Source organism: Microbacterium sp. cx-55, assembly GCF_021117345.1.
Lineage (GTDB): Bacteria > Actinomycetota > Actinomycetes > Actinomycetales > Microbacteriaceae > Microbacterium.
The window spans coordinates 1,788,367-1,812,271 of the sequence record NZ_CP088261.1 but is presented as its reverse complement, the minus strand read 5'-3'; the positions used below and the strand labels follow the sequence as shown (position 1 = coordinate 1,812,271).

At 68.1% G+C, this 23,905-nt stretch carries 23 protein-coding genes; 12 read left to right on the top strand and 11 right to left on the bottom strand.

Annotated elements, in window-relative coordinates; genetic code table 11:
* The first annotated feature begins 29 nt into the window (after positions 1–29).
* The 4 genes from LQ938_RS08490 (at position 30) to clpX (ending at position 3,304) form a co-directional block, all read left to right on the top strand.
* Positions 30–560, top strand: coding sequence for a tetratricopeptide repeat protein (locus LQ938_RS08490; protein WP_223721028.1), 531 nt, complete (start codon positions 30–32; stop codon positions 558–560).
* Entirely contained in the window at positions 514–1,191 is a 678-nt protein-coding gene (locus tag LQ938_RS08485; protein WP_263317338.1) for an ATP-dependent Clp protease proteolytic subunit, read from the top strand. The genes LQ938_RS08490 and LQ938_RS08485 overlap by 47 nt, the downstream gene beginning before the upstream one ends.
* Positions 1,192–1,219: 28 nt before the next feature.
* A complete protein-coding gene (locus tag LQ938_RS08480) occupies positions 1,220–1,885 on the top strand; it encodes an ATP-dependent Clp protease proteolytic subunit (protein WP_223721029.1) in 666 nt (221 codons plus the stop codon).
* A 150-nt stretch (positions 1,886–2,035) separates the two neighbouring features.
* Complete coding sequence (gene clpX / locus LQ938_RS08475; protein ID WP_223721030.1) at positions 2,036–3,304, top strand: ATP-dependent Clp protease ATP-binding subunit ClpX; 1,269 nt, start codon at positions 2,036–2,038, stop codon at positions 3,302–3,304.
* A 151-nt stretch (positions 3,305–3,455) separates the two neighbouring features.
* On the opposite strand, the gene LQ938_RS08470 is transcribed toward clpX, so the two are convergent.
* The 3 genes from LQ938_RS08470 to valS are packed head-to-tail and all read right to left on the bottom strand — an operon-like array spanning position 3,456 to position 8,371.
* Positions 3,456–5,513, bottom strand: a complete 2,058-nt coding sequence (locus LQ938_RS08470; RefSeq protein ID WP_223721031.1) for a M3 family metallopeptidase — start codon at positions 5,511–5,513, stop codon at positions 3,456–3,458.
* A gap of 31 nt (positions 5,514–5,544) precedes the next feature.
* Positions 5,545–5,796: a hypothetical protein gene (locus tag LQ938_RS08465; RefSeq protein WP_223721032.1), complete on the bottom strand. Its 252-nt coding sequence runs from the start codon at positions 5,794–5,796 to the stop codon at positions 5,545–5,547.
* 1 nt (position 5,797) lies between these two features.
* On the bottom strand, positions 5,798–8,371 hold the full coding sequence (valS, locus tag LQ938_RS08460; protein ID WP_223721033.1) for a valine--tRNA ligase: 2,574 nt from the start codon (positions 8,369–8,371) through the stop codon (positions 5,798–5,800).
* A 250-nt stretch (positions 8,372–8,621) separates the two neighbouring features.
* On the opposite strand from valS, the gene LQ938_RS08455 reads away from it, so the two are divergent.
* Complete coding sequence (locus tag LQ938_RS08455) at positions 8,622–9,470, top strand: DUF559 domain-containing protein (RefSeq protein ID WP_223721034.1); 849 nt, start codon at positions 8,622–8,624, stop codon at positions 9,468–9,470.
* Positions 9,471–9,540: 70 nt separating this feature from the next.
* On the opposite strand, the gene LQ938_RS08450 is transcribed toward LQ938_RS08455, so the two are convergent.
* Positions 9,541–10,110, bottom strand: coding sequence for a GNAT family N-acetyltransferase (locus LQ938_RS08450; protein ID WP_223721035.1), 570 nt, complete (start codon positions 10,108–10,110; stop codon positions 9,541–9,543).
* 469 nt (positions 10,111–10,579) lie between these two features.
* Between LQ938_RS08450 and ileS the strand changes: the two genes are divergently transcribed.
* From ileS to ndk, 4 genes are read left to right on the top strand one after another with little or no spacing between them, the layout of a single operon-like run.
* The gene (gene ileS / locus LQ938_RS08445) at positions 10,580–13,984 is read left to right on the top strand and encodes an isoleucine--tRNA ligase (protein ID WP_223721036.1); all 3,405 of its coding nucleotides are present in this window, start codon (positions 10,580–10,582) and stop codon (positions 13,982–13,984) included.
* On the top strand, positions 13,981–15,339 hold the full coding sequence (locus LQ938_RS08440; RefSeq protein ID WP_223721037.1) for a bifunctional folylpolyglutamate synthase/dihydrofolate synthase: 1,359 nt from the start codon (positions 13,981–13,983) through the stop codon (positions 15,337–15,339). Before ileS ends, LQ938_RS08440 begins: the two co-directional genes overlap by 4 nt.
* On the top strand, positions 15,315–15,758 hold the full coding sequence (locus LQ938_RS08435; protein ID WP_223721038.1) for a DUF4233 domain-containing protein: 444 nt from the start codon (positions 15,315–15,317) through the stop codon (positions 15,756–15,758). Before LQ938_RS08440 ends, LQ938_RS08435 begins: the two co-directional genes overlap by 25 nt.
* 6 nt (positions 15,759–15,764) lie before the next feature.
* Complete coding sequence (ndk, locus tag LQ938_RS08430; RefSeq protein WP_223721039.1) at positions 15,765–16,181, top strand: nucleoside-diphosphate kinase; 417 nt, start codon at positions 15,765–15,767, stop codon at positions 16,179–16,181.
* Positions 16,182–16,283: 102 nt separating this feature from the next.
* Here the strand turns inward: ndk and LQ938_RS08425 are convergent, their stop codons facing one another.
* The 6 genes from LQ938_RS08425 to LQ938_RS08400 all read right to left on the bottom strand — a co-directional run bounded on the left by LQ938_RS08425 (position 16,284) and on the right by LQ938_RS08400 (position 20,052).
* Positions 16,284–17,822: a hypothetical protein gene (locus LQ938_RS08425; RefSeq protein WP_223721040.1), complete on the bottom strand. Its 1,539-nt coding sequence runs from the start codon at positions 17,820–17,822 to the stop codon at positions 16,284–16,286.
* Complete coding sequence (locus tag LQ938_RS08420; RefSeq protein ID WP_223721041.1) at positions 17,819–18,139, bottom strand: hypothetical protein; 321 nt, start codon at positions 18,137–18,139, stop codon at positions 17,819–17,821. The genes LQ938_RS08425 and LQ938_RS08420 overlap by 4 nt, the downstream gene beginning before the upstream one ends.
* Entirely contained in the window at positions 18,136–18,558 is a 423-nt protein-coding gene (locus tag LQ938_RS08415; RefSeq protein WP_223721042.1) for a hypothetical protein, read from the bottom strand. The genes LQ938_RS08420 and LQ938_RS08415 overlap by 4 nt, the downstream gene beginning before the upstream one ends.
* 67 nt (positions 18,559–18,625) lie before the next feature.
* Positions 18,626–18,922, bottom strand: a complete 297-nt coding sequence (locus tag LQ938_RS08410; RefSeq protein WP_223721043.1) for a WXG100 family type VII secretion target — start codon at positions 18,920–18,922, stop codon at positions 18,626–18,628.
* Between the two features lie 4 nt (positions 18,923–18,926).
* Positions 18,927–19,331: a YbaB/EbfC family nucleoid-associated protein gene (locus tag LQ938_RS08405; protein ID WP_223721044.1), complete on the bottom strand. Its 405-nt coding sequence runs from the start codon at positions 19,329–19,331 to the stop codon at positions 18,927–18,929.
* Positions 19,332–19,449: 118 nt separating this feature from the next.
* Positions 19,450–20,052 carry a vitamin K epoxide reductase family protein gene (locus tag LQ938_RS08400; RefSeq protein ID WP_223721045.1) on the bottom strand — a complete coding sequence of 201 codons (603 nt, stop codon included), beginning with the start codon at positions 20,050–20,052 and terminating at the stop codon, positions 19,450–19,452.
* Positions 20,053–20,338: 286 nt separating this feature from the next.
* Between LQ938_RS08400 and LQ938_RS08395 the strand changes: the two genes are divergently transcribed.
* On the top strand, positions 20,339–22,753 hold the full coding sequence (locus tag LQ938_RS08395; RefSeq protein ID WP_374197460.1) for an Rne/Rng family ribonuclease: 2,415 nt from the start codon (positions 20,339–20,341) through the stop codon (positions 22,751–22,753).
* 7 nt (positions 22,754–22,760) lie between these two features.
* Here the strand turns inward: LQ938_RS08395 and LQ938_RS08390 are convergent, their stop codons facing one another.
* The gene (locus tag LQ938_RS08390) at positions 22,761–23,033 is read right to left on the bottom strand and encodes a DUF4031 domain-containing protein (protein WP_223721047.1); all 273 of its coding nucleotides are present in this window, start codon (positions 23,031–23,033) and stop codon (positions 22,761–22,763) included.
* A gap of 229 nt (positions 23,034–23,262) precedes the next feature.
* Between LQ938_RS08390 and rplU the strand changes: the two genes are divergently transcribed.
* The gene (gene rplU, locus LQ938_RS08385) at positions 23,263–23,571 is read left to right on the top strand and encodes a 50S ribosomal protein L21 (RefSeq protein WP_223721048.1); all 309 of its coding nucleotides are present in this window, start codon (positions 23,263–23,265) and stop codon (positions 23,569–23,571) included.
* Between the two features lie 18 nt (positions 23,572–23,589).
* The gene (rpmA, locus tag LQ938_RS08380; protein WP_223721049.1) at positions 23,590–23,847 is read left to right on the top strand and encodes a 50S ribosomal protein L27; all 258 of its coding nucleotides are present in this window, start codon (positions 23,590–23,592) and stop codon (positions 23,845–23,847) included.
* Positions 23,848–23,905: the final 58 nt, after the last annotated feature.

The following is a 23,905-nucleotide window of genomic DNA, read 5'->3' as shown; positions in this document are numbered from 1 at the left end:
CTTCTGTTCATTCGCCGAAGGAGGCATCGATGGATTCGACAGACGAGTGGGATGAGCGCGTCGCGGCGATATGGGCGGATGCGGCCCTCACCGACGACGAGCGCATCGACGTGATCGAGCGGATCGCCCGAGAACGCCCGGCCGACGACGCGCGCGCCCTGTTCGAACGCGCGGGCAGTTACGACTCGGCCGGCCGTGAGACCGAGGCCGAGCCGCTCTACCGGGCGGCCCTGGCGGCGGGACTCGACGACGCGCACCGGCCGCAGGCCGTGATCCAACTTGCCAGCACGATCCGCAACCTCGGCCAGGTGGAGGAGAGTCTGGAGCTCTTGCGCGCCGAGTACGAGCGCCGCGACCGCGACGGGATGCGGGACGCCGCGGCCGCGTTCTACGCCCTGGCGTTGAGTTCGGCAGGGCACGACCGCCTGGCGCTCTCGATCGCCCTCGATGCACTCGCTCCGCACCTGCCCCGCTACACGCGATCCGTGACCGGATACGCCGCCGAGCTCCTGCATGCGCCGCGACGTATGCCGACGGCGAACATCGGCGAGGGTCTCTGAACGCGCCGGTAGATTCGACATCACTACCACCGAAACAGGAGTGAACATGGCCGATCCCCTTGTCGCGACGAGCGTCTTCGACAGGCTGCTGAAGGACCGCATCATCTGGCTCGGGTCAGAGGTGCGTGACGAGAATGCCAACGAGATCTGCGCGAAGATCCTGCTGCTCGCAGCCGAGGACTCCGAAAAGGACATCTATCTCTACGTCAACTCTCCCGGTGGCTCGATCACCGCGGGAATGGCGATCTACGACACGATGCAGTTCGTGCCGAACGACATCGTGACCGTCGGCATCGGTATGGCGGCCTCCATGGGGCAGCTGCTGCTCACCGCCGGCACGAAGGGCAAGCGCTACATCACGCCCAACGCGCGCGTTCTGCTGCACCAGCCGCACGGCGGCTTCGGCGGCACCTCGAGCGACATCCAGACGCAGGCGCAGCTCATCGTCTCGATGAAGAACCGTCTCGCCGAGATCACCGCATCCCAGACGGGCAAGACCGTCGAGCAGGTCAACGAAGACGGTGACCGCGACCGCTGGTTCACCGCGGACGAGGCCCTCGAGTACGGCTTCGTCGACCACATCCGCGACTCCGCAGCCGACGTCATCGGCGGCGGCGGCACCGCCAACTAGGCACCCGAAGGCGAAAGAGAGAACGCGAATGAACACCCCTACCTTCGGTATCCCGCAGGGCCTGCAGATGCCTTCCAGCCGGTACGTGCTGCCGCAGTTCGAAGAGCGCACGGCCTACGGCTACAAGCGCCAGGACCCGTACAACAAGCTCTTCGAGGATCGCGTCATCTTCCTCGGCGTGCAGGTCGATGATGCGTCCGCGGACGACGTCATGGCGCAGTTGCTTGTGCTCGAGTCCCAGGACCCCGACCGCGACATCATCATGTACATCAACTCGCCCGGTGGCTCGTTCACCGCGATGACGGCGATCTACGACACCATGCAGTACGTGTCGCCGCAGATCCAGACCGTCGTGCTCGGCCAGGCGGCGTCCGCGGCATCCGTGCTGCTCGCCGCCGGGGCACCCGGAAAGCGTCTCGCGCTGCCGAACGCCCGCATCCTGATCCACCAGCCCGCGATGGGCGAGGCGGGTCATGGTCAGGCATCCGACATCGAGATCCAGGCGGCAGAGATCCTCCGCATGCGTACCTGGCTGGAAGAGACGCTGTCGAAGCACTCGAACAAGACCCCCGAAGAGGTCAACCGAGACATCGACCGTGACAAGATCCTGTCGGCGGCGGATGCGGTCACGTACGGCCTGGTCGACCAGGTACTGACGACCCGCAAGCGCACGCCCGCGGCGCTCACCGCCTGAGCGACGCTCATCACGACGCCCCGACCGTTCCCCGGCCGGGGCGTCGTGTTTTACGCGGCGCGACGCGACGAACCCCCAATACGCACCGTTGTCGGGGGCAGAGGTTAGGCTCGGATGACGACGGACTCGTCCGGGGGGAAGAGAGGCATCATGGCACGCATCGGTGAAAGCGCCGACCTGTTCAAGTGTTCTTTCTGCGGAAAGAGCCAGAAGCAGGTGCAACAGCTGATCGCGGGCCCCGGGGTCTACATCTGCGATGAGTGCGTCGAGCTGTGCAACGAGATCATCGAAGAGCGCATGGCGGAGCAGACGTCGGGCGAGGTCACCGAGTTCGACCTGCCGAAGCCCCGTGAGATCTTCTCGTTCCTCGAGGACTACGTGGTCGGCCAGGAGCAGGCGAAGCGCGCGCTCTCAGTCGCCGTGTACAACCACTACAAGCGCGTCCGCGCACAGACCACGATCACCTCTGCCGAGCAGCGTGCGGAGGAGATCGAGATCTCCAAGAGCAACATCCTCATGCTGGGCCCGACCGGCTGCGGTAAGACCTACCTCGCGCAGACGCTCGCGAAGCGCCTGAACGTGCCCTTCGCCGTCGCCGACGCCACGGCCCTGACCGAAGCGGGCTACGTCGGCGAAGACGTCGAGAACATCCTGCTGAAGCTCCTCCAAGCGGCCGACTTCGACACCAAGCGCGCCGAGACGGGCATTATCTACATCGACGAGGTCGACAAGATCGCCCGCAAGGCCGAGAACCCGTCGATCACGCGCGACGTATCCGGCGAGGGCGTGCAGCAGGCGCTGCTGAAGATCCTCGAGGGCACGGTCGCGTCCGTCCCGCCGCAAGGCGGGCGCAAGCACCCGCACCAGGAGTTCATTCAGATCGACACGACGAACGTGCTGTTCATCGTGGCTGGCGCCTTCGCGGGGCTGGAAGAGATCATCTCCTCGCGGGTCGGCAAGCACGGTGTCGGCTTCGGCGCACCCCTGCAGCGCAAAGACGATGCGCCCGATCTTTTCTCCGAAGTGCTTCCCGAAGATCTGCACAAGTTCGGCCTGATCCCCGAGTTCATCGGGCGCCTCCCCGTGATCGCTGCGGTCTCACCGCTCGATCAGAAGGCGCTGATGGAGATCCTCACCACGCCGAAGAACGCACTGGTCAAGCAGTACCAGCGCATGTTCGAACTCGACGACGTCGAACTCGACTTCGAGAAAGACGCGTTGGAGGCCATCGCCGATCTCGCCGTGCTGCGAAAGACCGGCGCCCGTGGTCTTCGCGCCATCCTCGAAGAAGTCCTCGGCCCGATCATGTTCGAGATCCCGTCGAGCGAAGACGTCGCCAAGGTCGTCGTGACCCGCGCCGCCGTCGAGGATGGCGCGGCTCCGACTCTGGTCCTGCGGCAGAAGCGCAAGTCCGCCTGAACTCCGCCTCGCACGCGCTGAGGTCGCTTTCGACGAGATTCGACTCGCGTGAGGCCGGTAAAGGCGCCTGGGCGACGTCCAAAAGTCTTGGAGGCGCGGTGGAGTGGCTGGCGGAAGGCACCGCACTGAGGTGCATGACCGCCTCGCGGGCTTAGGACTGCAGGCCGCGCCTGCGCAGCAACGGCTCGATGTCGGCATCGCGGCCGCGGAAGTCACGATAGGCCTCGAGGGGATCCTTCGAGCCCCCCACGCCGAGAAGCCGCGCGCGGAACCGATCGCCGTTCGCGCGGGTGAGTCCGCCGTTCTCGCGGAACCACTCGACGGTGTCGGCGTCGAGAACCTCGCTCCAGATGTACGAGTAGTACCCGGCGCTGTACCCGCCCGAGAAGATGTGCGCGAAGTAGGTCGACGAGTATCGGGTGGGAACGGCGGGATCATCCAGCCCGATGTCCGAGAGCGCTGCCGCCTCGAAGGCGAGCACGTCGATGTCCGCCGATGCGGCGTCGGTGTCGAGGGAATGCCAGGCCTGGTCGAGCCAGGACGCCGCCAGGTATTCGCTCGTGGCGAAGCCCTGATTGAACGCTTCGGATGCCGCGAGCTTCTCCACGACGGTCGGATCGAGCGGCTCATCCGTGTCGAGGTGACGTGCGTAGCGGGTGAGGATCTCCGGCCACATGATCCACATCTCGTTCACCTGGCTCGGGAACTCCACGAAATCGCGGAACACCGCGGTGCCGGCGAAGTGCGGGTACGTGACGCGGGCGAAAAGGCCGTGCAGCGCGTGTCCGAACTCGTGGAACAGGGTGGTGACCTCGTCCAATGTGAGAAGCGTCGGCAGGCCGTCGCCCGGACGCGACACGTTGAGGTTGTTCACGACAACGGGGAGCGTTCCGCGCAGCTCGGACTGCGTGACGAGGGAGTTCATCCAGGCGCCACCGCGCTTCGAGTCGCGGGTGTAGAGATCGAGGATGAACAGCCCCACGGGCGCGCCATCCGCCTCGGCGACTTCGAAGACCCGGGCTCCGGCGTGATACGCGTGCAGATCGGGCCGTTCGGTGATCGTGACCCCGTAGAGCTCGGTCGCCGCGCGAAAAACGCCGTCCTGCAGCACGCGTTCCGCCTCGAACCACGGACGCAGTGCGGCGCGGTCGAGATCGTACTCGGCGGCGCGCACCTTCTCCGTGTAGAACGCCCAGTCGTGCGCGGCGAGCGCGAAAGACGCGGGCTCTGAGTCGATCATCGCCTGACGCGCATCTCGCTCCTGGCGCGCGTTGCGGGCCGCCGGCGCGGCCAGCCGGCGGAGCAGGTCGTGCACGGCTTCGGGGGATCCCGCCGTCTCATCCGATGTGATGTACGCAGCATGTGAGGAGTAGCCGAGGAGCGCGGCGCGTTCGGCGCGCGTCCGCACGATGTCTCGCAGGACGTCGCGGTTGTCGTTCCCGTTGCCGCGCCGCCCGCGCGACTGCGACGCGGTCATGATCCGTGCACGGCTCTCGCGTCGGGTCAGCGACGCCAGGTACGGATGCCCGGTGTAGAGCGGCAGAGTGACGAGGTAGCGTCCGGTCAGCCCGCGGTCGGAAGCGGCCTGTGCGGCGGCGGACAGTTCGCCGGCGGTGAGGCCCTCGAGCTCGCTCGCGGAGGCGAACTCCACAGCCAGGTCGTTCGTGTCGGCGAGCAGATTCTTCTCGAACGTCGTGGTGAGGGTCGAGAGCTTCTGGTTCAGCGCGGTGAGCCGTGCCTTCTCGTCGGCACTCAACCCCGCCCCGGCGTGGGTCATCTCCCGGAATCGTCGCTCGACGAGGTAGCGCTGCTCGGCGTCGAGCGGAAGGTCATCGAGCTGCGCGTGCACGGCCGCGACGCGTGCGAAGAGGCGAGCGTCGAGGGTGACCGCGTCCTGATGCGCAGACATCAGCGGCGCCAGCTCTTCCTCGACGGCCTGGATCTCCGCCGTCGCATCGGCGGAGGACACCGTGTAGAAGGTGCGGGACACCCGATCCAGCACCTCGCCGCTGCGTTCGATCGCCTCCAGCGTGTTGGCGAACGTCGGGGCGGCCGCGTCCGTCGCGATCGCCTCGATCTCCGCGCGGTGGGCGGCGAAGGCGGTCTCGAACGCCGGCAGGTAGTGGGCGGGGTCGATTCTGCGGTAATCCGGAAGCCCGAACTCCCCGGTCGTCTCTGTCAACAGGGGGTTCGCCGCATCCGTCGCCATAGGCCCAGAGTAGTGCGGCGACGGATGCGGGTCAGCCGAACTCGTCCTCGGGATCGTGACGGACGACAGCCTGGCCGTCGGCGTCGAGGGAGACGATGACGCCCGAATCGAGTTCGGCGATCGGGCGCCCCTCGAGCCACGTCAGAGTCCACCGCGGGGTGGGCTGGTGATCGATCTGGTCGTTCGAGAGCAGGCGCTCGACGGCCGCGATCTGTGCCCGCAGCGCGTCGGGCACCGCCGTGGGCGGGGTGGCGAACGCATCCCAGCGTGTTCCGAGTTGCATGTCAGTCCTCCTGAGGGGCGAAGTCGACCTCGTGGACGACGATGGCGTCGGCGTCCGCGAAGGTGAGGTCTTCGATACGACCGACGGCCTTCAGATCGCCCACCGCCGAGTCGAGTGCCGCGTGCAGCGCGGCCGGGGCGCCCAGGACGAGGCGAGCCACCGGAGTCTTCTGCGAAGCCTTCGCCTCCGTCTTCGCGCGACGGATGCCGATGAGGGCCTGGCTGACCGCGCTCAGGACCTCCGGGTCACCCTCGATACCGAGGGCGTCGGGCCACGCGGCGCCGTGCACGGAGTCGTCGTGGAACCACGACCACGCCTCCTCGGTGGCGAACGAGAGCACCGGCGCGAAGAGGCGGAGCAGCGTCTCGAGGGCGATGCGCAGGGCGAGCGCGGCAGACGCCTGGCCGCTGTCGGCCTGGTTGTACGCACGCTCCTTGACGAGTTCGAGGTAGTCGTCGCAGAACGTCCAGAAGAACGCCTCGGTGATCTCGAGCGCACGGGCGTGGTCGTACTGCTCGTATGCGCGAGTCGCGTCTCGGATGACGCCGTCCAGGGTCGCGAGCATCGCCGCATCGAGTGCGTGCGTGATCTGCGCGCCATCCGGCACGGGGAACGACAGAACGAACTTCGCCGCGTTCAGCACCTTGATCGCGAGGCGACGACCGATCTTGATCTGCGTCGGGTTCTGCGGATCGAAGGCCGCGTCGGTGCCGAGACGGCTGGAAGCCGCCCAGTAGCGCACGGCGTCCGAACCGTGCTGGTCGAGGATCGACGCGGGGGTGACGACGTTGCCCTTCGACTTCGACATCTTCTTGCGGTCGGGGTCCACGATGAAGCCGGAGATCGCCGCATCCGTCCATGGTGACCGGTCGTCTTCGAGGGCGCTCCGCAGCAGCGTCGAGAACAGCCAGGTGCGGATGATGTCCTGGCCCTGCGGACGCAGGTCGAACGGCGCGACGAGATTCCAGAGCTCGTCGTCGCGCTGCCACCCGCCCGCGAGCTGCGGGGTCAGCGACGAGGTCGCCCAGGTGTCGAAGATGTCGCGCTCGGCATCGAAACCGCCCGGCACGCCGCGCTGCTCTTCGCTGAATCCCGGGGGTACATCGCTCGTCGGATCGACGGGGAGGGCGCCGAGCTCGGGGGTGAGAACGCGACCGTAGTCCCGCTCGCCGTTCTCGTCGAGGGCGTACCAGATGGGGATCGGCACCCCGAAGAACCGCTGACGGGAGACGAGCCAGTCGCCGGTCAGCCCGTTCGTCCAGTTCTCGAAGCGGACCCGCATGAAGTCGGGGTGCCAGTCGATCTGCTGCCCGAGCGAGATGAGCTTCTCGCGCAGCGCCCCGTCGCGCGCCCCGTTGCGGAGGTACCACTGACGGGTCGACACGATCTCCAGCGGACGGTCGCCCTTCTCGAAGAACTTCACGGCGTGCGTGAACGGCTTCGAGACCTCGAGAAGTTCGCCCGAGGCCTGCAGCAGGTCGACGACGGCCTTCTTGGCGCTGAAGACGGTCTTGCCCGCCAGCTCCGCGTACGCGGAGCGCGCTGCATCCGTCACGATGACGTCGGGGGCGTCGGCGAGAATGCGGCCGTCCTTGCCGATGATCGTGCGGTTCGGCAAGTCGAGCTCGCGCCACCAGATGATGTCGGTGACGTCACCGAACGTGCAGACCATGGCGATTCCCGACCCCTTGTCGGGCTGGGCGAGCGGGTGCGCGAGAACCGGCACCTCCACATCGAAGAGCGGGGTGCGCACGGTCGAGCCGAACAGCGGCTGATAGCGCTCGTCGTCGGGGTGCGCCACGAGCGCGACGCACGCGGCGAGGAGTTCGGGCCGGGTGGTTTCGATCAGCACGTCACCCGAGTCATCGCTCCGGTGGAACGCGAGCCGGTGGTACGCACTGGGCTGGTCGCGGTCCTCGAGCTCGGCCTGCGCGATCGCGGAACGGAAGTCGATGTCCCACAGTGTCGGAGCGAGCGCCTGGTAGGCCTCGCCGCGCTCGAGGTTGCGGAGGAACGCGAGCTGGCTGACCCGGATGGTGTCGTCCGAGATGGTGCGGTACGTCTGCGTCCAGTCGACGCTGAGTCCGAGCTTGCGGAAGAGCTCTTCGAACTGCTTCTCGTCTTCCGCAGTCAGGCGCTCGCAGAGGTCGATGAAGTTCCGTCGGCTGATCGGGATCTGGTCGGCCGCGCGCGTGGACTTGTTGTCGCCGCCCTCGAACGGAGGGGTGAAGTCCGGGTCGAACGGCAGCGACGGGTCGCAGCGCACGCCGTAGTAGTTCTGTACGCGGCGCTCGGTCGGCAGGCCGTTGTCATCCCACCCCATCGGGTAGAACACGGTCTTGCCCCGCATCCGCTCGAACCGCGCGGTGAGGTCGGTGTGCGTGAACGAGAAGACGTGCCCGATGTGCAGCGAGCCGGAGGCGGTCGGCGGGGGAGTGTCGACGGAGAACACGCCGCCGCGGCCGGAGGCCTGGGCCGCATCCCGATCGAAGAGGTAGGTGCCGCGTTCGGCCCAGCGGGCGTCCCACTTCGCTTCGAGCCCTTCGAGGGCGGGCTTGTCGGGAATCGCGGTCATGGGAATCTCCTCGATATGTGCGGCACTGTGTGAGCGTGCCTGAGTGTGGATGCCCCCTCAGTCTACGGGAGCCCGCGCCGCCGGAACCGAGCGGCGGGAGTGGCGGCAGGTGGGGGTGTCGGGGCTGTGTGTTGCTCGGGACGCAGGCGCGGTGAGCGACTTTGCCTCCCCAGGGCGATGAATGCGCCAGGCGCTGCACAGAGTCGCTGTTCGAGCCTCGTTCCTGGCGCTCGATCGGGACGATGGAGCGATGGATGCAGCGGCGAAACGGATGCGGGCGCTCGACGCCGTCCGCGCGGCGGGCGGCGTGGCCCGAGCGAGAGAGCTCGTCGCCGCCGGGCACACCCAGCGGACGCTCCGATCGCTCGTCGAGGACGGGATGCTCGTGCGCATCCGCCGCGTGTGGATCGCTCTTCCGGATGCCGACCCGCTCGCGGTGGCCGCAGCGCGGGAGGGCGTCGTGCTCTCCTGCGTCACGGCGGCACGCCGTCACGGACTGTGGGTGCTCGGAGACGGTCCGGCGCACGTCGCTGCGCCGCCGCACGGGGCGAGCGTGCGTGTCGCCCCCGGCGCCGTCGTGCACTGGGCGGAGCCCCTCGTCGTGCGTCGGCCCGGCACGCTGGTCGACGAGGTGGAGAACACGCTGGCCCTGGTGATCGCGTGCCGGCCGGAAGAAGAGGCCAGGGCGATCGTCGAGTCGGCGCTGCGTCAGCACGTGGTCGAGCGGGAGGCGCTGCTTCGCCTCCCGCTGACGCAGGCGGCACGATCGCTGATCACGGCCGCATCGCCCTGGTCGGACTCGGGGTTGGAGACGTTCTTCATTCCGCGGCTCAGATGGATGCGGCTGCAGATCACACCGCAGGCCTGGATCGCGGGCCACCGGGTCGACTTCCTGATCGGTGAGCGTCTGGTGGTGCAGATCGACGGCGGGCACCACGTGGGCGCGCAACGCGAGGCGGACATCGCCCACGATGCGGCGTTGATGCTGCTCGGCTACTGCGTGATCCGCATCGGGTACGCGCAGGTCGTGCACGGGTGGCCGGAGGTTCAGGGCCGCATCATGCGCGCCGTCGCCCAGGGCCTGCACCTCGCACGGTGAGTGGTTGCCGCATCCGTGGTCCTGGTTCGAGGCGCGTCGCCGGATTCGGAGATGTCGCGAGATTCGGAGGCTACGCGGTCGGGTTCTCCGAATGTCGTCGCATCTCCGAATCCCGTGACGCTTGCCACTCGTCTCGGGAGAGGGCGAAACCGAAGTGCGGCATGTCGACGCCGCGGTAGCGCGTGACGAACCGGCGGCGTACCCGCATCCCGAGCCGGATCGCCACGTTCATCGAGGCGAGGTTCGTGTCGCGGACCTTCGCCCAGACGTGCTCGACGGGAAGCGTGGTGAAGGCCCAATCCACGCTGGCGGATGCGGCCTCGACGGCGAATCCGCGGTGCCACCTGTCGCGACGGAACAGGTATCCGACCTCGACGATCTCGTCGTCTTCGAGCGTCTGGCGGGTGATGCCCGTTTGACCGATGACGTCCCCGGTGGCCCGTTCGACGACGGCCCACAGCCCGAAGCCGTCTGCGCGATAGCGATCCTGTTGTCGTCGCAACCAATCGAGGGTCTCGGCCTCGCTGAACGCGCCCTCGTACGCCGCCATGGTCTCGCCATCGCCGAGGATGGCGCGAAGGGCGGGCAGATCGCCGTCGTCGAGCGCGCGGAGCGTGAGTCGTGCGGTGTCCGGCAGCATCCGTCGATTCTGTCGGACACCGTGCGGTCCTGGTTCGGGGCGCGTCACCGGATTCGGAGATGTCGCGAGATTCGGAGGCTTCGGGGTCGGGCTATCCGAATCTCGTCGCATCTCCGAATCCCGCGACGCCCGCCACGCGGCACGGGACAGGGGAAGGACCGTGCGGACGGCCCGTCGAGCGTGCGCCACGGCCCGAAACGGAGGAGCGGATGCGGCCGCCACGACGATCTCCCGGGCAGGCCCCTGAGCGGGTAAGATCGGGGCACACGCGTTGATCCGGCCATCACCGGGGAGCACTCGGAAGAACAGCGTTCGCGCCCAGTAGAACCGAGCGGGGCAGGCCCGTCATCGCCGCAGTGAGAGTGGTCGGTTGTTCTCCGCGAGGAGCGCATCCCGGCAATGCAGGGTGGTACCGCGGTCTCTTCGAGGTCGTCCCCGCAGGCCGCATTCGACCCCCTGCGAGATGACGATGACATACCCCCGCACTTCCGCCTTCGGTCCCGCCGCCGCGCCCACCGAACCGGCGGCGCCCGTGACGCCGAGCCCGCGCTTTCCGGAGATCGAACAGAACGTCCTCGAGTTCTGGCGCGATGACGACACGTTCCGCGCGTCGATCGCGCAGCGCGAGGGCGCGCCCGAGTGGGTGTTCTACGACGGCCCGCCGTTCGCGAACGGCCTGCCGCACTACGGGCACCTGCTGACCGGATACGCGAAGGACCTCTTCCCCCGTTTCCAGACCATGCGCGGCAAGAAGGTCGACCGCGTCTTCGGCTGGGACACCCACGGTCTCCCGGCCGAACTCGAGGCGATGAAGCAGCTCGGCATCACCGAGAAGGACGAGATCGAGCGGATGGGGGTCGCGACCTTCAACAGCAAGGCGCGTGAATCCGTGCTCGCGTACACCCAGGAGTGGGAGAACTACGTCACCCGGCAGGCCCGCTGGGTGGACTTCGAGCGCGGCTACAAGACGCTCGACACCGGCTATATGGAGTCGGTGCTGTGGGCGTTCAAGACCCTCTGGGACAAGGGCCTCGCGTACGAGGGCTACCGCGTGCTCCCGTACTGCTGGCGTGACGAGACCCCGTTGTCGAGCCACGAGCTGCGGATGGACGACGACGTCTACAAGATGCGTCAGGACCCGTCCGTGACCGTCACGTTCCCGCTCGTGGGGGCGAAGGCGGAAGCGCTCGGACTCACCGGTGTGCGCGCACTCGCGTGGACGACGACGCCGTGGACGCTGCCGACGAACCTCGCGCTCGCGGTCGGTCCCGGCATCCGCTACGTCGTCCTGCCGGCGGGGCCCGCGGGCGCGGCGGATCTGCATCACACCCCCGAGGGCGCTCCCGACGATGTCGTGGAGTCCGCGGCGCATCGGTACCTTCTCGCGGAGGACCTGCTCGGCGGTTACGTCAAGGACCTCGGCTACGAGTCGCTGGATGCGGCGCGCGAGGCGGTGCAGCAGTCGCTCACCGGAGCCGAACTCGCGGGCGTCGCCTACGACCGGCTCTTCGACTACTACGCCGACGCGGAGGCCTGGGGGACCGCGGATGCGTGGCACATCCTCGCCGATGAATACGTCACGACGACCGACGGAACCGGCATCGTCCATCAGGCCCCGGCGTACGGTGAGGACGACAAGCGACTCGCGGACGCGGCCGGGCTCCCGACCATCGTCAGCCTCGACGACGGCGGCCGCTTCCTGCCGCAGGTGACCGACGTGGCGGGCGAGCTCTGGATGGACGCGAATCGTCCGATCATCCGCCTGCTCCGTCAGGGTGGGCGGCTTCTCCGCGAGGCCAGCTACGAGCACTCCTACCCGCATTGCTGGCGCTGCCGGAACCCTCTCATCTACAAGGCTGTCTCGAGCTGGTTCGTGCGCGTCACGGACGTCAAGGGTCGCCTCATCGATCTCAACGAGCAGATCACCTGGGCGCCGGAGAACGTGAAGCACGGTCAGTTCGGCAAATGGGTCGAGGGCGCCCGCGACTGGTCGATCAGCCGCAACCGCTACTGGGGTTCGCCGATCCCGGTGTGGAAGAGCGACGACCCCGCGTACCCGCGCGTCGACGTCTACGGTTCTCTCGAGGATCTGGAGCGCGATTTCGGTCGGCTTCCGCTCGACCCCGAGGGCAACGTCGATCTGCACCGGCCCTACATCGACGACCTGACGCGCCCGAACCCGGACGACCCGACCGGCGCGTCCACGATGCGACGCATCGAGGACGTCTTCGATGTCTGGTTCGATTCCGGCTCCATGCCGTATGCGCAGGTGCACTATCCGTTCGAGAACCGCGAGTGGTTCGACTCGCACTCGCCCGCGGACTTCATCGTCGAGTACATCGGCCAGACGCGCGGATGGTTCTACGTCATGCACGTGCTCTCCGGCGCGCTGTTCGACCGCCCCGCGTTCACGGGCGTATCGTGCCACGGCATCGTTCTCGGCAGCGACGGTCAGAAGATGTCGAAGTCGCTGCGGAACTACCCCGACGTGAGCGAGGTCTTCGACCGCGACGGCTCCGACGCCATGCGCTGGTTCCTGATGTCGAGCTCGGTGCTGCGCGGCGGAAACCTCGTCGTCACCGAGGAAGGCATCCGGGCGGGCGTGCGGGAGTTCATGCTGCCGCTGTGGAACACGTGGTACTTCTTCGCGACCTACGCCAATGCCGCCCGGGGCGCTGGGGGCGCGGGCTACGAGGCGCAGTGGCGCACCGATTCGACGGATGTGCTCGACCGCTACATCCTGACCCTCACCGGAGAGCTGGTGCGCGGTGTCGCCGCCGACCTGGAGGCTCTCGATTCGACGAGTGCCGCCGCCAAGCTCCGTGGTTTCGCGGAGGTGCTCACGAACTGGTACATCCGCCGTTCGCGCGACCGTTTCTGGCAGGGGGTGTCCGACGACCCGCGGAACACCGAGGCCTTCGACACGCTCTACACGGTGCTCGAGACCGTCACCCGCGTCGCGGCGCCCCTGCTGCCGCTCGTGGCCGAGCGCGTCTGGCAGGGACTCACCGGCGGGCGGAGCGTGCACCTCGAGGATTGGCCGGATGCATCCGCATTCCCGGAGGCGACGGTCATCCGCTCCGCGATGGATGCGGTGCGCGAGGTGTCGTCGGTGGCGAACGCCCTCCGCAAGCGCGAGGGCAAGCGGGTGCGCCTGCCGCTGCCGCTGCTGACGGTCGTGGTGCCGGATGCGGACGCCCTCGCGCAGTTCGACGACATCCTCCGCGAGGAGCTGAACGTGAAGGCCGTCGAACTCGTGGCTCTCCGCCCCGAGACGGCGACCGAGTACGGCATCACCCATCGCCTCACCGTCAACGCGCGCGCCGCCGGCCCTCGCCTCGGTAAGCAGGTGCAGCAGGTGATCAAGGCCGCGCGCAGCGGTGACTGGACGGAGATCGACGGTCGCGTCGTCGCCGGCGGCATCGAACTGGAGCCGGCCGAGTACGAGCTCGCCCTCGAGACCAGCGGCCGCCCGGAGGGCGAAGCGTTGTCGGTGCTCGCGACGGGGGGCTTCGTGCTCCTCGATACGCGGACGACGCCCGAACTCGAGGCCGAAGGGCTCGCGCGCGACGTGGTTCGCGCCGTGCAGGACACCCGGAAGGCCGCGGGCTTCGACGTCAGCGATCGCATCGCGCTTTCGCTCGTCTTCGCGGACGCGGCCGACGCGTCCGCGGTCGTGTCCGCGTTCGACGTGGCCGACATCGCCGGTGAGACGCTGGCGCGCAGTGCGACCGTGAATGGCGCCGTGGTGGCCGGCAGCACCTTCGACGCCGCATCCGCCGCGGAGTTCTCCGCCGACTTCGCCGGAGGCGCCTTCGCGAATGGCGGAGCGTTCACGGTGGGAGTCACCCGCATCGGAGGAGAAGCAGAATGAGCGGCAACGATCAGAAGCGGGCGGATGCGGTCTACACGCAGCTGCTGGCCCGGCAGGGCGAGCAGTGGGTTCAGCCGCGGATCGAGCGCACTCGGCGCGTGCTGGAGCTGCTCGATGATCCGCAGCGCACGTATCGCGTCGTGCACGTGACGGGAACCAACGGCAAGACGTCGACGAGTCGAATCGTCGAGAGCCTGTTGCGCGCGCACGGACTGCGCACCGGGCTGTTCACGAGCCCGCACCTCACCCGGTTCACCGAGCGCATCATGATCGACGGCGAGCCGATCGCGGATGCGGCGGTGGCCGACGCGTGGGACGAGATCGCCCCCTTCGTGGCGCTGGTCGACGCGCAGTTGGCCGCGGAGGACGACGCCCCCCTGACGTTCTTCGAGCTTCTGACGGTGCTGGCGTTCGTCGCCTTCTCCGACGCGCCCGTCGATGTCGCGGTCATCGAGGTCGGGATGGGCGGTACCTGGGACTCGACGAACACGGCGGACGGTGACGTCGCCGTGATCGCGCCGATCGGTCTCGACCATGCGGATCGGCTCGGAAACACGATCGCGGAGATCGCGACCGTCAAGGCCGGAATCATCAAGCCGGATGCCGCGGTCGTGTCGGCGGCGCAGACTCCCGAGGCCGAGGCCGTGCTCCGCGCTCAGGCCCAGCGGGTCGGCGCGACGATCGCCTTCGAGGGCCAGGACTTCGCTCTGGTCGCCGACCGCCTGGCGGTCGGCGGGCAGCTGCTCGACGTGCGGGGTCTCGCCGGCGAGTACGACGAGCTGTACCTGCCGCTCTACGGCGTGCACCAGGGCCGGAATGCGGTGCTGGCGATCGCCGCGGTGGAGTCGCTGATCGGCGGCGCAGCGCAGCGTCTGGTTGCCGACGTGCTGACCGACGGATTCGCGCAGGCCACGTCGCCGGGACGCCTGCAACTCGTCGGCATCCAACCGACCGTCGTCGTCGACGCCGCGCACAACCCGCACGGCGCCGCCGCCCTCGTGGAGGCGCTGCGCAGCTCCTTCGATTTCGACGAGTGGGGCGTGGTGCTCGGCATTCTGGGTGACAAGGATGCGGCCGGTATCGTGGCTCAGCTGCAGCCGATCGCCGCGCATGTCTTCGCGACCGCGCCCGAATCGGAGCGCGCCGAGGAGGCCGATACCATCGCGGATCTCGCAGAAGAGGCGGGCTTGAGGGTCACCGTGCACGACGATCTTCCGGCGGCGGCGGAAGCCGCCCGGGAGTGGGCGGCTGCAGCCGATCGCCGCGCGGTCATCGTCGCAGGATCCGTCGTCCTCGCGGGTGAGGCGCTCGCCCTCGCCGAGGCGGAGTCGTGGAAGGACGGGTGGACGGCGTGAGCGCCGGCACCGACCCGGCGGGCCGCGTGCCACGGCAGCGCCGCGCGCGCGGTGCCCAGGAGTCCCTCGCCCAGATCGTGCTCGTCTTCGAATCGGTCATCGTCTTCCTCGCGGGTCTGACCGTCTACGGGCTAGAGGTGCTCCCGGCGGGAATCGAGCCCTGGTGGGGGATCGTCGCGGGTTCGGTGTTCGCCGTGCTGATGGTCGCCGCGAGCGGAGTCGTGCGCTGGCGCTGGGGGATCGTCGTCGGCTGGATCATGCAGGTGGTGCTGGCACTGGCCGCGTTCCTCGTGCCGGCCATTCTTATCGTGGCGTTCATTTTCGGCGGCATGTGGGCGTATGCGACGATCAAGGGAGCGGCACTCGATCGACGCAACGCCCGACTCGCCGCTGACCCCACCCTCGCGAACGGAGACTGACCGATCATGGCCACCGAAGAAACACTCGTTCTCGTCAAGCCCGACGGTGTCGCACGCGGATTGACCGGCGCGATCCTCGCCCGCATCGAAGCCAAGGGTTACGCCCTCGTCGACATCCGCCTCGTCGAGCCCGATCGCGCTCGTTTCGAACAGCACTACGAAGAGCACGAGGGTAAGCCGTTCTACGAGCCTCTCGTGGAGTTCATGATGTCGGGCCCGTCGGTCGCCATCCGCCTCGCGGGCAACCGCGTGATCGAGGGCTTCCGCTCCCTCGCCGGCACGACCGACCCGACGTCGGCCGCGCCCGGCACGATCCGCGGCGATTTCGGTCGCGACTGGGGTCTGAAGGTGCAGCAGAACCTCGTACACGGCAGCGACAGCCCCGAGTCGGCCGCGCGCGAACTCGGCATCTGGTTCGACTGACCTCGCACCTGCACGACGCTCACGGACAGAGCGAAGGCCCGCCCTCGGACTCGAGGGCGGGCTTTTCTTTCTGCAGTGGTCCAGTGCGGGTGCGGCCGCTCGTCACTTCTCGGAGGCCGTGAAGACGCTGTGGTCGACAACCTCCCCGGTGAACAGATCGATGGAAGGCGGGGGAGTGCCGTACTGCTGGGCGTACTGCTGCTCCCACGCCCGCACCGAGTCCGTGTAGAGACCGTTGTCGTGCGCGGCCGGGCCATGCGACCCCGAGGGGTCCGGAAGAACGACTCGGTGGATGTTGGGGGGAACGTCGCCGACCACGTTGCCATCGAGCATGGGAACGACATCTGTGGCGTGTTGGAACGCGTACACCGGGATGTCGGGCGGAACGTTGAACGTGTCGATGGGGGAGCCGTTGGTCACGACGCCGATGGTGTTGTAGGGGAAGGATCCGTCGGCGGCGAGGTTCGCGGCCATGATCCCGCCCTGGCTGAATCCGGTGAGCACGACGTCTCCGCCCGCCGGAACCCCGGCGTCGCTCATCGCCTGCAGGACGGCGCGCTCGTAGGCCGTGCGCAGCAGGGGGTTGTCCATCAGGAGCGCGAGGTTCGAGTCGCGGTCGTTCATGGCTCCGGTATCTCCCTGCATTTCCCAGTCCTGCGTCGAGGGGAGAGAGACCACCCAGTGCTCGGAGCCGTCCGGCCCGATCACCTTCTTGATGTCGATGACGGTCGCGTCCGCGCCGCCCATCGAGTCGGTCGTTCCGTTCACTCCGACGAGGTCGGACAGTGACGTCAGCTCGGTCACGTCTTGGGAGTCGAGCCACGCGTCCCGCTGCTTGTCGGTGAGCTTCGCCGGGTCGACCTCTTCGACATCCGCGTCGCTCTGCAGGAAGTTCTCCGCAGCGCCGCCCAGAATGAACCCCAGACCACCGCCCAGGGGTCCGCCGACGACTGCGCCGAGGATGCCGCCGACGAGCGGGAGCATCTGCGCGATGATCTCGCGCAGATGGCTGAGACCCTCGGCGAGGATCGGAATGAGCTTCTGCAGCAGGGAGGCGAGCGCCGCGAGAGCTTCGAGCAGGTCGGTCACCATGCGGCCGGCCGACTCCACCACGTCGAACGCGGCCGAGGCGAAGTCCTTGACCCGGTCTGCGGCCTCGATCGGGTTGAGTGTGAACGAGAACATGTCGTCGGCGAGGCGGGAGACCTTCGTCAGCAGATCGCAGATGAACGTCCGGGTCGCGTCGACGATGCGGGAGGCGAGCCGGAGCGCAGCCGCCGCGGCGCCCGTCCACTCCACCGTGTCGAGACTGACCTCGAGCAGATCCTCATAGCGCTCGCGGAGCGCTCGCGCGGTTCGTCCGTCGAGTTCGCTGAGCTGCGACTTCGCGGAGACCAGCTGGGGGTGCAGATCCCGCAGCGTTCCTTCCGCGTCCTCCCAGGTCGCCGCGAAACCGGCGACTTGGGCCGAATCGCCCAGGAGATCGTCGAACCATTCGCGCAGCGGCTCGACGTACTTGAGCAGCATGCCCGCGATGCCGGGGATATCCGCGCACGAATTGGCTCCGGGGCCGCTGGTCGCCAGACCCGAGGCCCAACCACCGCCACGGATCTCACCCGCGATAGCGCTGCCGGCACTCACGATGTTGCCTTCGTGAAGCCATCCGCCGCCTCGGTCTCGAGGGTGTCGAACGCGTTCAGTGCGGCTCCGGTGGCGCTCGACATCCGATCGCTCAGCTCGTGCGCCGTCGACAGGAGTTCGCGGGCACGCCCGGCGAGAGCGGTCACGGAGGGAACGAGAATCCCCCGGCAGAGCGCCCCGAACGCATCCTCAGCCAGACGTCCGTCTACCGACGTGCTCGTCGCCTGGAAGGTGGATGCCGCATCCTTCAGCGTCGTGACCTGCTTCGACAGGACCGACCCGTCGATCTCGATGTGCTGGTTCGCGGCGCCGGTCACGACGCACCGCCGCCGGCGATGCGCTCGGCGTCATCCATAGAGATGCGCTTGTCGGCGACGACATCCGCGCCGAGCTCCTCCAACCCCGCCCGGATGTCGATCCGCTTCTCCGCGGAATCGCGCAGGGAGAGCTCCAGCCAGCGGGCGTCGACCGTGTTCTCCTGAACGACCACGGAGATCAGCGTGCGCAGATCCGCGGAGTCGATCTCGGCCGCGTCCACGGTGCCGCCGACCGACAGCACGGTGCTGAAGCCGTCGACGCCGGTGTCCGCCCAGACATTGGTGATGCCGAGACCCGCCGATTCGACCGCCTCCGGAATGGTGCTGGTCGCCGAATCGTCCGCCGAGGGGGATGCGGTGCACCCCACCAGCGCGACCGCGGCGGCCAGGGCCCCTGTCCAGGCGAGAACTTTACGCATCCGGGTCATCGTCTTCCTTCGTCTCGATCTCTGTGATTCGCGCACAGGGCGCCGGGTCTGGGGTGGCTCATCCGGATACGCCCAATGTGTGAGCGCCCTCCAGGTCCACGGTCGAGTACCCCGTCGCGAGTTGGTCGAGCGCCGTGCTGACGGTCTGCAGGAGCTCGGTGCGCGTCGCGAACAGGTCTGCCAGCCTCGCGTGGGCAGCGTCGTACGCGACCTGCGCATCTCCGGACCATTGCGATCGCAGAACCGAGGCCGCTTCGTCGAGTTGCGCGAGAGCGTCGTCGATCGCCTTTCCCGCGGACGCGATCGACGCGGCGGATTCAGCGATCTTGGCCGGGTTCACTTCCAGGCGGTCCATCGCGTCAGCGGTTCTCGATGACGGAATCGGTGCCGAACTGGGCGTCGATCTGCGCGCGCACGCTCGATACCAGCGGAGAATCCGCGCCGACCGATGACGACAAGCGGCGGACGGCCGCCTCGGCCGCTTCGCGCTGTGCTTTGCGAATCGTGTCGGTGAGCACGCTCGACAGTGTGCGGGCATCCCATTCGCGCCCGCGCTCGGTGATGTCGACTCGGGTGACGGCGCCCCCGGCCTGCGCGGTCACCGACACCTCACCCCCGGGTGAGCGGGCGGTCGACGCCGCCGCACGCACCTCGTCCGCCATGACCGCGGCGTCTTTCGCTGCAGTTCGTGCGCGTTCCGTCTGTGCGATAACCCGCATCCGTGCGGATTCGACGGCAGCCAGCGTGTCGTTTTCGAGCGTCATGAACGGCCCCCCTCAAGCATCGCCCTCACCCTAGCGAAGGCGCGTGGGCCGACGGAAAGGCTGTGGATAATCCGATCCGACCGCGAGGGAAGGCGTTCCGCGCCGAGGTCGGGAGCGGTCAGAAGAGCGATCCGAGCACGTCGAGCCGCACCTGGGCGAGGACCGCGATGACCGCGAAGCTGAGAATGGCCATCAGCGGCACCCAGGACATGAGCGAGTCGGCGATCCGCTGCACGCGCGGCCCGACGGGGGCGACTCCGCTCCGGACGACGTGCAGGGTGACCGCATAGAACGAGGGAATCGTGACCACCCACGTGACCATGCACCAGGGGCACAGGGTGCTGAGCACGAAGATGCTCTGGCTGATGAGCCAGCAGACGAAGACGAACGCCCCCAGCATCCCGACCCAGAAGAGCGCCCAGAACCACCGTGCGAATCGAGCACCGGCGAGGATCGCGGCCCCGACGACGATCGGCGCGATCCAGCCGCCGAGGCCGAGGATCGGGTTGGGAAAACCAAAGAGGCTGCCCTGCGGGGACTCGAGATTCGCGGTGCACTGCACCAGCACACTGAAGTCGCAGGAGGCGGTCGCCGTCGGATCCGTCAAGAGGTGGAAGCGCTCGGTGGTGAGCGAGAACGCGGCCCACCATCCGACCGCGCCGGCGAGGATGAGCCAGACCGCGAGGATGGTGGGACGCGCGGGGGCAGGGGCTTCGGGCATGGCCGGATTATGACACCCCCGCCTATCCGCCCGCCGCGTGATCGTCGAGGAAGACGCACCGATCGGCCCCGATCGCGCAGATTCGGCCGGGGGATGCGATACTGGTCCGTGATGCACCGCGCGGCCGCGCCGCGAGGGCATCACGCAGACTTTGGGCGATGACCGCCCCGCAGCCCGAGCCGAGTGCCGGCTGCAGACCGAGTGAGTTCGTGGCACCGCAGGTGCGGAGCCGCACGAGATTTCGCCGGGTGACGCGCGGTGTCGCCCGGTGGGGAGTACGCCGGTGATAGCCGATGACGCAGTTGAATTCGACAACAACGACAACCACGACGCCGAGAGCGGCGCGCTGACGCCCGACGCGGGTGCGCAGCCTGAGTCGTCCGCGGTTGACACGACATCTGTCGTGGACGTTCCTGAACCGGTCGACGCACCGACGGATGAGCCGGCCGTCGCAGAGTCCGTGACGGCGCCGGAGACGGTGACTGAGACGGATGTGGTGTCCGAGGCACCGGCCGAGGAAGAGGCACCTGCCGAGGAAGAGCCTCTGCCAGCGGCAGAGCCGGCGCCCGCAGCAGAACCTGCGGCAGCTGCCGAGCCCCAGGAACTCACCGCGGTGGCGCTCGGTCTTCTGCCCGAGAAGTTCGTGTCGGCCGTTTCCACGGCGTTGCACTTCTACGCCCCCGCCTTCGTCCCGCGCCCGGCTCTCGTCGAGCCGGACGACGACGAGGACGAGGACGATGTGCCGGTCTCCGCGAATGCGCGGCGGCGCGGACGTCGCCGGGGCGCACCGGAGCGCGGAGAGCGCACCGAACCGAACGAACCGGCCGAGGCGCCCCGCGCCCCCCGCCAGCGCGCTGTCGAGCTCATCACCGAGCCGCAGCGCATCAAGGGGTCGACACGCCTCGAAGCCAAGAAGCAGCGCCGCCGTGACGGCCGTGACGCCGGCCGGCGTCGGCCGGTCGTCACCGAGGCGGAGTTCCTCGCCCGACGCGAGGCCGTCGACCGGGTCATGGTCGTCCGTTCCAAGGGTGGCCGCATCCAGATCGCGGTCCTCGAAGACAACGTCCTCGTCGAGCACTACGTCGCACGCAACCAGGAGGCGTCGCTGATCGGCAACGTGTACCTCGGTCGCGTGCAGAACGTGCTGCCCAGCATGGAGGCCGCGTTCGTCGACATCGGCCGTGGCCGGAACGCCGTGCTCTACTCGGGCGAGGTGGATTGGGATGCGGTCGAGACCGGTAACCAGCCGCGCCGCATCGAGCTCGCCCTCAAGAGCGGCGACAAGGTCCTCGTGCAGGTCACGAAGGACCCGGTGGGCCACAAGGGCGCACGCCTGACGAGCCAGATCTCGCTTCCGGGCCGGTACCTCGTGTACGTCCCGGGCGGAGCCATGAACGGCATTTCGCGGAAGCTCCCCGACACCGAGCGTGCGCGTTTGAAGCGCATCCTCAAGGAGGTTCTGCCCGAGTCGTCAGGGGTCATCGTGCGCACCGCTGCCGAAGGTGCCACCGAAGAGCAGCTCACGCACGACGTGCAGCGACTCACTGCGCAGTGGGAGCACATCAGCACTCAGGTCTCGTCGATGCAGGCGCCCGCGATGCTCCACTCCGAGCCCGACCTGCTGGTGAAGATCGTCCGCGATGTCTTCAACGAGGACTTCACCCGGATGCTGATCCAGGGCGATGACGCGCAGCGCACGATCGAGGGATACCTCGCGGGCGTTGCCCCCGACCTCCTCGAGCGCGTCGAGCGGTACGACAGTGATGGCGACCCGTTCGATGACCTCCGCGTCACTGAGCAGATCGAGAAGGCGCTCGATCGCAAGGTGTGGCTGCCCTCGGGTGGGTCACTCGTGATCGACCGCACCGAGGCGATGACCGTCGTCGACGTAAATACCGGAAAGTTCGTCGGCTCCGGGGGAAACCTCGAGGAGACGGTCACCAAGAACAACCTCGAAGCGGCCGAGGAGATCGTTCGACAGCTGCGGCTGCGCGATATCGGCGGCATCATCGTCGTCGACTTCATCGATATGGTGCTCGAATCCAATCGCGATCTCGTGCTGCGCCGGCTCATCGAATGCCTGAGCCGCGACCGCACGAAGCACCAGGTCGCCGAGGTCACCTCGCTCGGTCTCGTGCAGATGACCCGCAAGAAGCTGGGGCTGGGCCTCCTGGAGACCTTCAGCGAAGCGTGCGAGGTGTGCGCCGGCCGCGGCGTCATCGTGCACCACGACCCCGTGACGAAGCACCGTTCGAGCAACGGCAACGGCGGCGGGAACAGCAACGGAGGCGGAAACAGCAGTATTGGCGGCAACGGTCGCCGCGGTCGCCAGCAGCCGCCGCCCCAGGCGCCGGCCAGTCCGCCGGCGCAGACCCACGTGATCACGGAGGGCGTGAAGTCCGCGCTCGCACAGATCGCCGCATCTACGATCCACGCGGGGGCCGAGGAGGTCACCGCCGAGGAGACGACGACCGTGGTGACGAGCATCGAGGTAGCGGAACCCGCTGAAGGGCGCGGGCGCCCGAAGCGCAACAAGCCCCGTCACGATGCGAAGCCCCGCACGGAGAAGGATCTGCTGCTCGACTCGGTGCTGAGCGCCCTGCCGGAGCCGAAAGCTCCCGGCCAGGGCCGCGCGCGTCGCCGCGTCAGCACCGCCGCGCTGACCGGCACGCCGGTCGTGCACGAGCCCGATCAGGACTGATTCCGCGTCACCGTCCGCGACGTTCGCGGGCGGTGATGCGGAGCCCCGAAGCGATGAGCGCCCGCACGAGCGTGTGACCGTCGACGGCGCGCGCACCGGCGGCCACGAGCCGCTCGTGGGCCTCGTCGGGGACGTCGTAGTGGTCGAGGTCGAATCCTCGGCGCGGAATGCCGTTGGCGGCGGCGAAGGCGTGCAGTTCGGCGAGATCCGAGTCGCTGACCAGATGCGACCAGAGCCGACCGTGTGCCGGCCAGCGGGGATCGTCGATCAGAATTGCCACTCCCAAAGCCTACGGGCGCCCCGAACTGCCGAGGTTGTGTGCGACACGGCGGGGGCGACTTTGCGCCGTTCAGGAATCATCGGGTAAAGTATTCCTTTGGTGCGTCGCCTTTACCGGCCCGCGGCCGCGCGGAGCGCGACCCGATCTCGCATCAGGACTTCTCCGGCTCTCGAGTCGGAGGCTTTCCAGACAATCGGAGCCGTACGCTCCCAGACGAAATAGGTGTGAAGTGGTTTACGCAGTTGTGCGCGCCGGTGGCCGGCAGGAAAAGGTCGAGGTCGGCACGATCGTCGTCCTCGACCGTCAGCGGGCGAAGATCGGCGAGACGCTCGAGCTTCCCGCCGTCCTCCTGGTCGACGGAGACGCGGTCACCACCGACGCGAACACGCTCGCGAAGGTGACCGTCACCGCCGAGGTTCTCGGCGAAGAGCGCGGCCCCAAGATCGTGATCCAGAAGTTCAAGAACAAGACCGGTTACAAGAAGCGCCAGGGTCACCGTCAGGACCTCACGCGCGTCAAGGTCACCGGCATCAAGTAAGTCCCAGGAGACGAAGAGATGGCACATAAAAAGGGCGCAAGCTCCACCCGCAACGGTCGTGACTCCAACGCGCAGCGCCTGGGCGTCAAGCGCTTCGGCGGTCAGGTCGTCAGCGCCGGCGAGATCATCGTCCGCCAGCGCGGCACGCACTTCCACCCCGGCGACAACGTCGGCCGTGGCGGCGACGACACGCTCTTCGCGCTGTCGGCCGGTGCTGTGCAGTTCGGCACCAAGGGCGGCCGCAAGGTCGTCAACATCGTCGAAGCTGCGGTTTAGTCCGCACTGACGTATTCGTTCGCGAGGGGCGGGCTTCGGCCCGCCCCTCGCGTCATTC

Bases quoted from the DNA above. Each gene is read 5' to 3' on its own strand.
- clpX (WP_223721030.1), top strand. From the start codon at position 2,036: ATGGCACGCATCGGTGAAAGCGCCGACCTGTTCAAGTGTTCTTTCTGC.
- ndk (WP_223721039.1), top strand. From the start codon at position 15,765: ATGGCCACCGAAGAAACACTCGTTCTCGTCAAGCCCGACGGTGTCGCA.
- LQ938_RS08400 (WP_223721045.1), bottom strand. From the start codon at position 20,052: ATGCCCGAAGCCCCTGCCCCCGCGCGTCCCACCATCCTCGCGGTCTGG.
- LQ938_RS08410 (WP_223721043.1), bottom strand. From the start codon at position 18,922: ATGGACCGCCTGGAAGTGAACCCGGCCAAGATCGCTGAATCCGCCGCG.
- LQ938_RS08480 (WP_223721029.1), top strand. From the start codon at position 1,220: ATGAACACCCCTACCTTCGGTATCCCGCAGGGCCTGCAGATGCCTTCC.
- valS (WP_223721033.1), bottom strand. From the start codon at position 8,371: ATGACCGCGATTCCCGACAAGCCCGCCCTCGAAGGGCTCGAAGCGAAG.
- LQ938_RS08485 (WP_263317338.1), top strand. From the start codon at position 514: ATGCGCCGCGACGTATGCCGACGGCGAACATCGGCGAGGGTCTCTGAA.
- LQ938_RS08450 (WP_223721035.1), bottom strand. From the start codon at position 10,110: ATGCTGCCGGACACCGCACGACTCACGCTCCGCGCGCTCGACGACGGC.
- ileS (WP_223721036.1), top strand. From the start codon at position 10,580: ATGACATACCCCCGCACTTCCGCCTTCGGTCCCGCCGCCGCGCCCACC.
- LQ938_RS08490 (WP_223721028.1), top strand. From the start codon at position 30: ATGGATTCGACAGACGAGTGGGATGAGCGCGTCGCGGCGATATGGGCG.
- LQ938_RS08440 (WP_223721037.1), top strand. From the start codon at position 13,981: ATGAGCGGCAACGATCAGAAGCGGGCGGATGCGGTCTACACGCAGCTG.
- LQ938_RS08405 (WP_223721044.1), bottom strand. From the start codon at position 19,331: ATGACGCTCGAAAACGACACGCTGGCTGCCGTCGAATCCGCACGGATG.
- rpmA (WP_223721049.1), top strand. From the start codon at position 23,590: ATGGCACATAAAAAGGGCGCAAGCTCCACCCGCAACGGTCGTGACTCC.
- LQ938_RS08470 (WP_223721031.1), bottom strand. From the start codon at position 5,513: ATGGCGACGGATGCGGCGAACCCCCTGTTGACAGAGACGACCGGGGAG.
- LQ938_RS08455 (WP_223721034.1), top strand. From the start codon at position 8,622: ATGGATGCAGCGGCGAAACGGATGCGGGCGCTCGACGCCGTCCGCGCG.
- LQ938_RS08465 (WP_223721032.1), bottom strand. From the start codon at position 5,796: ATGCAACTCGGAACACGCTGGGATGCGTTCGCCACCCCGCCCACGGCG.
- LQ938_RS08415 (WP_223721042.1), bottom strand. From the start codon at position 18,558: ATGCGTAAAGTTCTCGCCTGGACAGGGGCCCTGGCCGCCGCGGTCGCG.